Raw genomic sequence first — 8,775 nt, 5'->3', positions numbered from 1 at the left:
TCTCGATCCGGTCGAGGTTGTTGGCATAGGTGATCTCGGCCGAGACGACGTTGCCGAGCGCCGACCCATTGCGGGTGATGCTGCCGTTGAAGTGCCCGAAGCGCTTCAGCGCCAGCTCGGCCAGGGTGCCGGCGGCGGTGGTCGTGGCCACAGCCTCGCCCTGCGCCACCAATCGGGCGGTGGCGGTCAGCAGCCCGGAGCGCTGCAGCTGCCAGCTGAGCTGGTCCAGCACGCAGCCGGAGTACATCGCATACCGCGGCACCTCAGGCATCGCCGTCTCGATCGACATCGACGGCAGCGTCCAGCCGCCGGAGCGGAACTCGTGCGTCCAGGGGCCGGTGCCGCTGGTGATCGGCTCGCCGAAGGCCGCCTTCAGCCAGAAGCCGAATGCCTCGGCGTCGATCGGCACGACGACATCGCCATCGGCGGTGACCGCGTCCTTGATCGGCGCGGTCGGATCGCGGCCGTAGCCAAGAAGCTCCGAGGTGATCAGCGGCTGCTCGGAGCCGAGCGTGGTGCTGGCGAACGGCACCCGGGTGTAGCCGATGGCCGGGGCCGTGCCGTAGACCGTCTCGAACGCGAGCGCCATCTGCGCCCGCGCGCCTTGCGCGCGTGCCATATGGGTATCCTTGTCTTGAGGGATCAGGCGAGCGGGTCGCTCGTGGAATAGTGCAGCACCACCGGGATGACGGCGGCCTTCAGTGCCGCCGCGCCGTCGACCGCGAGATCGACCGGGCGCGGCGCCTCCGCCTCGACCCAGTCGCAGAACCCGCCGAGCGTTCGGGCGGCCGAGAGCACGGTGCCGATGCCGGCTGCCAGCGTGTCGAATGCCGCGTCCCGGCCAGTGCCCGCCTGGACGACTGCCTCGACCTCGGCGCGGTGCTGGTAATGGTAGCGGAGCGGCGAGAGCGTCACCGCCGGCTCGCCCGGGTCGCCATCGCGCAGGATCAGGAGGCCGGCGGCGGGCACGCGCTCGGGCAGGACCTCACCGCGCAGCACCGGCGCCGGCTGGGTCTGCAGCAGCGCGTGCAGAGCCGAGAGGATGGTTTCGCGGGTGGTGGGCATGTGTTAGCCCTGAACCAGATGTGATGGATCGACCGGCTTGCGACTGAGACTTCTCACGATCGGACTTGCGCTTCCTGCCCTTGCCGGGGTCGCCGCCGCACAGGTCGCGCCGACACCCGATGAGGTCGCCGGCTACTCCGGATTGCATGCTGCAGCGCACGCCGGAGATGCCGAGCGGATCGCCGAGTTCGCCGCCTCCGGGGCCGATGTCGACGCCCGGGACGGCGCCGGACGAACACCGGCGCACGTCGCCGCGTTCGCATCGAACGACGAAGCCCTGCGCGCACTGGCGGCGGCCGGCGCTGACCTGAACGCTCTCGAGGGCCAGGCCTACGACGTGCTGACGATTGCGGCCGTGGCCAATGACCCGGCGTTGGTGAAGCTTGCGCTGGCGCTCGGCAATCGCGCCGACCTTGTCACGAGCCCCTATGACGGCACGGCGCTGATCGCCGCCGCGCACCTCGGTCATCACGAAGTCGTCCGCGTGCTCGCCGCCGGTGGAGCGCCTCTCGACCATGTCAACAATCTCGGTTGGACGGCCTTGATGGAGGCGGTGGTGCTGGGGGACGGCGGCCCCGCCCACGTCGCGACGGTCCAGGTCCTTCTGTCGGCCGGAGCCGATCCAGCGATTGGCGACCGGAATGGCGTGACACCGCTCGCTCACGCCGAGGCGAGGGGATACTCGCAGATCGCGGCACTGCTCGAGGCGGCGCAACTCGAATGACGCCGGTCTTCCCGCACCATCAGAACTTCTGTTCCACCCAGTTCGCCACGATCAGCCCCGGCACCGCGTCATGCGCGCGCTCGGCGTCGCGCGCCAGATCCAGCCGCTTCGGCAGCTTGACCTGTGGGACGAGCAGGAAGATCGGCGCGGTGACCTGGCCGCGCCCAGTCTTCGAGCGCGACACCGCCGCCAGCCCGCGCGTGTTGAGCCGGACGCTGTCCGCGACCAGCAGGCTCGGCCCGGTGCGGCGATAGACGAAGCGTAGCCTGAGCCCGGTCTTCCGCTCCCATGCGCCGGGCGTGATGCGCCGCCCGCCGAGCGCCCTGCCGGCGGCTGGCGTCGGGATCGCCAGCCACAGGCCGTTCTTCGAGCGGATCAGCGGCCCGGCGTCGTGGGCGCCGACGATCACCGGCGCCTTCGACCAGACCAGCGCCGCAGCGTTGAGGCTGGCTCCGGCCTTCGGGAACACCTCCGACCGGACCGAGTTGGCGAGCCGGGCCCCGAGCCCGGCGCCGACGATCTGCCCGCGCCAGGCGAGCTTCAGGTCTGTACCGGCTTCGCGCATCGCCGCCGACACCGCCCGCTCGCCTGCGGCGATCTCCGCCGTCATCAACGCGACGAGGTCCGGCCGGATGTCGAGCTTGAGCTTCATGGGGGGCTCGTATCCAGCGTCCAGACCAGCCGCTCGCCATCGCGCACCGGCTCGCCCTGGACGACGAAGGTCTCGGTCCCGAGCACGAGCCGGTCGCCCGGCCGCGGGGCGACCACCTCGCTCACCCGCACGTCGAAGCGCGTGGTCTCCGACCAGAGCCGCGCCTCGCCGAACTCTGTGATGGCGTCGCCGCGGCGGGAGATGACGCGGACGGGGAACGAGCCCCCGTCCGCCGGCTCGTACGTCGCATTTCGCCCGAGGTTCGGATCAGTGAAGAGCGCGTCGATCGCCGCGGCGAAGGCGCCCATCAGTTGCTGCTGTGGAGCCGGACCGCGAGGCGCGGCCGCTTGTTGACCGGCAGGATCGAGGCCTCGGTCTTCACCTCGATGGCGCTGCCGTCGGGCCGGGCGATCTGCCGGGCGTAGATCGGCAGGCCCATGGTGTTGACGGTCTCGATCAGGTTCGCCGGCGCGCCGTAGGTGACGAAGGTGTCGAGCGTGCCGAGTGGGAAGGCAATGCCCTCGCCGGCCGGGATCAGCGTCTCGGTCGCCCCGGTCGAGAGCGTCACGGTGGCGTTGTACTCCTCGAAGACGATGCCACCGAACGGGAAGCGCCGGCGGGTGTCCTCGCGGAGCGGCTGCGCCCCGGTCGAGGAGAAGTAGCGGTAGGCCTCCTCGACCTTGGCATGCCCGATCAGCTTGTCGAAGAACTCCGGGGAGACGAGCGCCAGCACGCCTGTCATGGTCTCGCCCTTCAGCTCGGTCTCGACCTTCCTGAGCACCTCGCGGATCTTTGCCTGCACCTGCGTCCCGGCGGTGCCGAGCACGAAGTCGACGGCGAGCTGCGCCAGGGCGAACTCGGCGAAGTAGTCGTAGAGGGTGACGCCGGCCCCGTCCTTGACGATGCCGCGCAGCGCGTTCACCTCCATGTACTCGCGGGTCTGCGCGTGCTTCACCCGCATCCGGGTCAGCTTGCGCTCCATGACGGTGGCGAGCGGATCGGCGGCATCGGCGACGCCGAAGCCGCGCACCCCCTGAATGTCCTGCGGCGTGACCACGTCGTCGTGCGGGATCCACGGCACGGTGAACGAGCGCATCGAGCGCGTGTCGCGGTTGGCCACCGTGGCAGGCCCGCCGAGCGGCACGGTCGGGAGCAGGTTCAGGACGCCCTCGGCCTGCTCGATGACGACCGAGCGCTGGGTGACACCCTCGAAGCGGAAGAGGCCGAGCTGGCCGAGGCGGGTGTAGACGTTCGGCAGGATGTTGATGGCCTGGGTCATCTCGGCGAGCGAGTACCCACCCGCGTCGAAGGGATTCAGCATCACGACCATGGGGCCGGACTCCTATGAGCAGGATGAAGGGAGCGGGCGAAGCCCGGGGATCGGAGAGATGGCCGCCCGTCGCGGGCGGCCATAATCAGGCGGTGTCGCGCGGCACCAGCCCGGCGGCTACCAGCTGGCCGTGCTTGGCCGCGATCTCCGCCGCCTGGTCGACCGAGGGGTCGAAGACGAGCGCCGCCTTCGCGACGATCGCCGGGCCGCGGGCGACGACGAGCCCGGTTGCGTCCGCCGCAGTGGCGTCGACCGCCTCGATCAGCACGGCGACGGCGGTCTCGGCGCCCTCGTCGCCGACGACCTGCGCGGCGGGCGAGAGCCGGTACTTGGCCGTCGCGGTGATCTTCCCGAGCACGGCGCCGAGCGGGTAGCTCGTGCCGGCCTTCAGCGTCACCGCCTCGCGGCAGTAGTTGGCGTTCAGCTCGAACTTCAGGAGATCGCCGAGCGTCGGCGTCTGGGTCAGGACGGGCATGGGGTCAGCTCCTCGGGATCAGCTGCGCGGGGCGGCGGCGCGCTCGCGCGCGCGGCGGACGATCGGGCTCTCGGCGCCGGAGGCGGTGGCCGGCGCCGGCGGGGCGGACACGACCGTGCTGGCGTCGCTCCGCGCGGCCAGCGCCTCCAGCACCGAGCGCCGCAGCGCGTCCGGCGAGACGCTGCGCGCCATGGCGTCGGCGGCGTCGATGGCGACGCCGAGCCGTCCCGCCTGCGCCGCCACCGACGCGATCTCCGCGAACTCGGCGCGCAGCCGTGCGGCCGCGGCATTGGCGACGGACTCTGCCGGCGCCGGGGCCGCCGGGATGACGGGGCTCGCAGCCATCGCGGCGGCGGCGGTGCCCGCGGGCGCGGTCGCGGCCTGGGTTTCCGGTGCGCCCGGCGTTGCCGGCGGATCGACGACGGCGGGCGTCTCGGTGCTGGCAGTGGTCGTCTGGTCGGTCATGCTGGTTCCCTGCGTTGGTCGGGTGGGAAGGAGCCGGGCAGCGCGGCCCGGCGGCGGATCGAGGCTTGCGGCGAGGTCGGCGAGAGCCTGGTCGAGCGTGCCGATCCGGTCGGCGAAGCCGGCCGCCATGCCGCGTGGACCGCGCCAGATCGCGGCCTCGCTGCCGCGCACCGTCTCGGGCGTGAGGCGCCGGTTGTGGGCGACCAGCGCGCAGAGTTCGGCATGCAGCGCATCGACGTCGGCCTGGATCGCAGTCAACGCCCTGTCGGAGAGCGGCTCGTGGCTGTTGCCGTCGACCTTGCGCGCGCCAGCATGGATCAGCGTCCACTTCTGGCCAGCCATGGCGTCGGCACCGCTCGCGTCGACATGCGCGGCGACGACGCCGATCGAGCCGATCTCCGCCGTGCGGGTGACGTAGATGCGCTCGGCGGCGCTGGCGATCGCAAAGGCCGCGGACAACGCACTCTCGCGTGCCACCGCCCACAGGGGCTTCCCGGCGTCGGCCCGCAGTGCGGCCAGCTCGTCGACCAGGTCGAAGAGCCCGCCGACCTCGCCGCCCGGCGAGTCGATCTCGAGGAGCACCGCCCGGACCGCCGGGTCGGTGAACGCCGCCTCCAGCGTTCGGCCGAGCGCGCCGTAGTCGGTCGCGCCGAGCAGGCTCGTCAGCCAGTCGCCGCGGGTCAGCAGCGGCCCGAGCACCGGCACGATCGCGATGCCGTCGTCGGTCACGGCGTAGCCCCGGCGCCGGGGACCGTCATCGTCGCGCGGCGGGAACAGCGCCGACGGCATCGAGGACGTGGTCAGGCCGCCCGCGAGCAGCCCGTCGAGCGCGCGCGGGGCGAGGGCCAGCGGCCGGCCGGCGAGCCGGGCGAGCAGTGCATTGGTCATCGGCGTCCTCGATTGGCGGTCGCATCCGGAACGGTGTCATCGGGTGCCGGCGCATCGCCGGGCACGTCGGCGTCGCTGGCCGCAAGATCGATCGGAGCCGCGCTGGCGAAGCTCAGTCCCAGCTCCCGCTCCCGCGCCCGGTCGGCGGCGATCTCGGCGTCGACCTGCTCGGCGTCGTAGCCGCGCTCGGCGAGCGCCTGGCTGCGGCTCTTCAGCCCGGCCTCGATCTGCTCGATCTCGGCGCGGGCATCCTTCAAGGGATCGACCCAGTCCCACTTCGGCGGCAACCAGGCGCAGGTGGCATGCTCCCGCCGCCGGCGCTCGTAGTCCGGCAGCTCGAGCGCTCCCGCCATCACGGCGGTGTCGAGCCAGCGCGCCCACACCCGGCGGCAGACCTGCCAGACCATGACCGCGTGCTGGTAGGCCTCGACCCTGCGGCGGAACTCCAGCAGCGCCAGCCGCGAGTTCGAGTAGTTGGCGCGCACCATGTCGTTCGAGAGGTAGGCGTAAGGAATGCCGAGCGCCGCCGAGACCTGCAGCAGCGTGCGGTACTGGAACGGCTCGTAGGTCCCGCCAGAGTCGGCGGGCGCCGAGGTCTGCACCTCCTCGCCGGGCTCGAGCATCACCACCTGACCGGGCTGCAGGTCCATGCTGCGCTCGCCCGTGGCATCGCTCTCGGCGACGTCGAACGGCTCGGCCGGCGCGGGCGTGGTGATGAAGAGCGCGTGCATCGCCGCGACCTTCTTCCGGTCGAGCTCGGCGTCGTCGTACTGGTCGAGCAGGAACAGCTTGACGATCCCCGGCGCGAAGCGGGAGACGCCCCGAAGCTGGCCCGCGTCGACCGGGTCGACGACGTGGATGACCTCCGAGGCCGGCACCCGCACGGTCTCGCCGGCGAGCCCGGGATCGGTGACATCGCCCGGGTGTCGGCGCAGGAAGTGGTAGGCGACCCGCCGGCCGATGCGATCGAACTCGATCCCCTGGCGGACCGGGTTGCCGCCCCATGGCTCGGTCCTTCCGAGCGGCAGCATCTCCGCGGGGATCATCTGCAGCTGCAGCGGCACACTGAGCCCGTCGCCGGGCCGGCGCGGGCGGAAGCGCAGGAAGACCTCGCCGGCGGTGAAGATCTCGCGCGCGACCCGGCGCTGCAGCCCGTAGAAGTCGGTGAAGCCCTCGGCGTCCGCCTCGTCGGTCCAGTCGAGCCAGAGCCGCTGCACCGCGGCCTTGAGCTTTGGGTCGCCGATCAGCGACGAGGGCTTGATGCCGGCGCCGACGACGTTGCCGGCCCAGCTCTCGATGGCGTTGGCGGCGTAGCCGTTGTTGCGCACCAGCCAGCGGGCGCGGGCGGTGATGTCCGCACCGGCGGCGGCGACCAGCGTGTTGAGATGCGCGCGGCTCGGCTGGAAGTGCCGCAGCCGCCGGCTCGCCTGGCCGGCCTCGAAGCCGCCGACGAGCGCCCCGATGCGCCGGCGCCAGCGGGTCATCGCCTCGGTCATCGATCACAGCCCCTTGCTGGCGGCGGTGCGCACGATGCGCCGCCGCGCTCCCGCCTTCTCGGCGGCGATGCGCCGTTCGAGGTCGGCGAGTGCTCCCGCCATCTCGGCGTCGCTGGCGTAGCCGACCCGGCGTCCCTCGACCTCGACGGTGCGCACCCCGCGGTAGCGGGCGGCGAGCAGCGCGTCGCGCTGCGCGATCATCTCGTCGAGAGTCATGGGAACCCCTTCAGCCCAGATAGCTCGACCGGAACACCCGCCGGCCGCAGCTGGTGCGGCGCCGGATCAGGCCCGCCGACGGTTCCGCGGTCGTTCCGTCCGCCAAGACCCCGTCCGACGGCGGCGCGGCCGCATCATCACCCGCACCGAGCTGCGCCTCGAGGTCGCGCCACTTCGCCTCCGGCCAGCGGTCGGCGCCCGCGATCCAAGCGGCAGCGCGGGCGTAGACCCGGGCGTCGAGCGCCTCGTTGCGCTCGCGGAGCTTCTGCCACTCCAGCCGGGCGAAGCCGCGTTTCGTCTTCACCGTGACCAGCTGCTCGGCGACGAACTGCTTCAGCCATTCGGACTCGACCCAGTCCGGCAGATGCACCGTTCCCGGCGGGAACGAAGCACCCGCGGCCAGCTCTTCCGCCGTCGGCCGGTCGAGCCGCAGGTGTCGGTAGGTCTCGGCCTTGAAGGTCGAGACCGCGACGGTCCAGAGCCGGGCGCCGCGACGGATGCGGCGGCCGCCTTCGGTGGCGTCGACGTAGGTCGGCCCCGACACCGGGCTCGCCCGGTTGAAGCCCTCGACGCCCTTCACCGGCGCGACCTGCGCAAACCCCTGCCGCCGGGCCCACGCATAGACCGCCGGAGCCTCGTAGCCGGTGTCGACAGCACACCGCGCGATCTGCATCTCGGCGCCGCGCGCGTGCGGCCAGGTGCGGGCGAGCAGCGCCGCGAGCGTATCCCAGCTGCGGGCATGCTCCGGCCCGCCGTCAATGACGACATGATCGACGAGCCAGCTTTCCAGGCCGCGGCCCCAAGCCCAGACGTCGACCTCGATGCGGTCCTTCTGCACGTCGGCGCCTGCGGTGAGGAACAGCCCGCCGCGCGGCACTGTCCCCGCGGGCCAATTGCCGCGCCGGTCGTAGAGCCGGCGCCAGTCCGGGGCCTCGCCGGTCTCGACCCAGGTCTCCCCGAGGATGGTGTTGCGGAAGGCGCGGATCGCCTCGTCCGAGCTGTGCGCCGCCTCCCACGCCCGCGCGATCCGCTCCCAGCTGAGCCAACCCACCGGGGAGTAGAGCGCGGAGAGGTGGAAGCCGATGGTCGACGGATCGACGGATGTCGCCGTCGCCCGCCACTCGCCGTGCTCGAGCATCGCCGTCTTGTGATGCTCGGCGATGGCGGCGTCGCACGCCTCGCAGGCGTAGGCGGCGGTCTCCGGCTTCCCCTTCTCCCAGCGAAGGCGCTCGAACTTCAACCACTGCGACGCGCCGCAATGCGGGCAGGCCACGAAGAACCGCCGCTGGTCACTCGCCTCGTACTCGCGCTCGATGCGGCTGAGGCCGCGGATCGTCGGCGTCGAGACCAGGAACACCTTGCGCCGATGCGCAAAGGTCAGCGACCGCGCCTCGGCCAGCGAGACCGGGTCGCCTTCCTCGTCGGCCGAGGCCGGATAGGCGTCGACCTCGTCGAGGAAGATGT

At 72.1% G+C, this 8,775-nt stretch carries 11 protein-coding genes; 1 reads left to right on the top strand and 10 read right to left on the bottom strand.

Annotation, left to right across the window (positions count from 1 at the left end; translation table 11 throughout):
- A partial coding sequence (locus V7050_RS14820; protein WP_324410736.1) for a phage tail tube protein occupies nucleotides 1-619 on the bottom strand: 619 nt, incomplete at its 3' end.
- A 23-nt stretch (nucleotides 620-642) separates the two neighbouring features.
- On the bottom strand, nucleotides 643-1,065 hold the full coding sequence (locus V7050_RS14815; protein ID WP_324369233.1) for an acyl-CoA transferase: 423 nt from the start codon (nucleotides 1,063-1,065) through the stop codon (nucleotides 643-645).
- Between the two features lie 37 nt (nucleotides 1,066-1,102).
- Between V7050_RS14815 and V7050_RS14810 the strand changes: the two genes are divergently transcribed.
- Nucleotides 1,103-1,789 (top strand): ankyrin repeat domain-containing protein, encoded by a 687-nt coding sequence (locus V7050_RS14810; RefSeq protein ID WP_324369235.1) that lies wholly within the window; start codon nucleotides 1,103-1,105, stop codon nucleotides 1,787-1,789.
- A gap of 19 nt (nucleotides 1,790-1,808) precedes the next feature.
- Here V7050_RS14810 and V7050_RS14805 read toward each other — a convergent pair whose 3' ends face one another.
- The 8 genes from V7050_RS14805 to V7050_RS14770 all read right to left on the bottom strand — a co-directional run.
- A complete protein-coding gene (locus V7050_RS14805) occupies nucleotides 1,809-2,441 on the bottom strand; it encodes a DUF6441 family protein (RefSeq protein WP_324369237.1) in 633 nt (210 codons plus the stop codon).
- Entirely contained in the window at nucleotides 2,438-2,749 is a 312-nt protein-coding gene (locus V7050_RS14800; RefSeq protein ID WP_324369239.1) for a head-tail joining protein, read from the bottom strand. The genes V7050_RS14805 and V7050_RS14800 overlap by 4 nt, the downstream gene beginning before the upstream one ends.
- Nucleotides 2,749-3,771 carry a major capsid protein gene (locus V7050_RS14795; RefSeq protein ID WP_324369241.1) on the bottom strand — a complete coding sequence of 341 codons (1,023 nt, stop codon included), beginning with the start codon at nucleotides 3,769-3,771 and terminating at the stop codon, nucleotides 2,749-2,751. The genes V7050_RS14800 and V7050_RS14795 overlap by 1 nt, the downstream gene beginning before the upstream one ends.
- A gap of 85 nt (nucleotides 3,772-3,856) precedes the next feature.
- Nucleotides 3,857-4,246: a head decoration protein gene (locus V7050_RS14790; protein ID WP_324369242.1), complete on the bottom strand. Its 390-nt coding sequence runs from the start codon at nucleotides 4,244-4,246 to the stop codon at nucleotides 3,857-3,859.
- 18 nt (nucleotides 4,247-4,264) lie between these two features.
- Nucleotides 4,265-5,599, bottom strand: coding sequence for a S49 family peptidase (locus V7050_RS14785; RefSeq protein ID WP_324369244.1), 1,335 nt, complete (start codon nucleotides 5,597-5,599; stop codon nucleotides 4,265-4,267).
- The gene (locus tag V7050_RS14780; protein WP_324410734.1) at nucleotides 5,596-7,095 is read right to left on the bottom strand and encodes a phage portal protein; all 1,500 of its coding nucleotides are present in this window, start codon (nucleotides 7,093-7,095) and stop codon (nucleotides 5,596-5,598) included. Before V7050_RS14780 ends, V7050_RS14785 begins: the two co-directional genes overlap by 4 nt.
- Before the next feature lie 3 nt (nucleotides 7,096-7,098).
- Nucleotides 7,099-7,311 (bottom strand): phage head-tail joining protein, encoded by a 213-nt coding sequence (locus V7050_RS14775; RefSeq protein ID WP_324410732.1) that lies wholly within the window; start codon nucleotides 7,309-7,311, stop codon nucleotides 7,099-7,101.
- Nucleotides 7,312-7,321: 10 nt separating this feature from the next.
- On the bottom strand, nucleotides 7,322-8,775 hold a 1,454-nt coding region (locus V7050_RS14770; protein ID WP_324410730.1), incomplete at its 5' end, for a phage terminase large subunit family protein.

It is taken from the genome of Amaricoccus sp. (assembly GCF_036846665.1).
GTDB lineage: Bacteria > Pseudomonadota > Alphaproteobacteria > Rhodobacterales > Rhodobacteraceae > Amaricoccus.
The sequence above is the reverse complement of the archived record's forward strand: the minus strand, read 5'-3'. Positions and strand labels throughout refer to the sequence as shown.

Coding starts and splice junctions, on each gene's coding strand:
- V7050_RS14775 (WP_324410732.1), bottom strand. CDS start 7,311: ATGACTCTCGACGAGATGATCGCGCAGCGCGACGCGCTGCTCGCCGCC.
- V7050_RS14785 (WP_324369244.1), bottom strand. CDS start 5,599: ATGACCAATGCACTGCTCGCCCGGCTCGCCGGCCGGCCGCTGGCCCTC.
- V7050_RS14780 (WP_324410734.1), bottom strand. CDS start 7,095: ATGACCGAGGCGATGACCCGCTGGCGCCGGCGCATCGGGGCGCTCGTC.
- V7050_RS14800 (WP_324369239.1), bottom strand. CDS start 2,749: ATGGGCGCCTTCGCCGCGGCGATCGACGCGCTCTTCACTGATCCGAAC.
- V7050_RS14815 (WP_324369233.1), bottom strand. CDS start 1,065: ATGCCCACCACCCGCGAAACCATCCTCTCGGCTCTGCACGCGCTGCTG.
- V7050_RS14805 (WP_324369237.1), bottom strand. CDS start 2,441: ATGAAGCTCAAGCTCGACATCCGGCCGGACCTCGTCGCGTTGATGACG.
- V7050_RS14795 (WP_324369241.1), bottom strand. CDS start 3,771: ATGGTCGTGATGCTGAATCCCTTCGACGCGGGTGGGTACTCGCTCGCC.
- V7050_RS14790 (WP_324369242.1), bottom strand. CDS start 4,246: ATGCCCGTCCTGACCCAGACGCCGACGCTCGGCGATCTCCTGAAGTTC.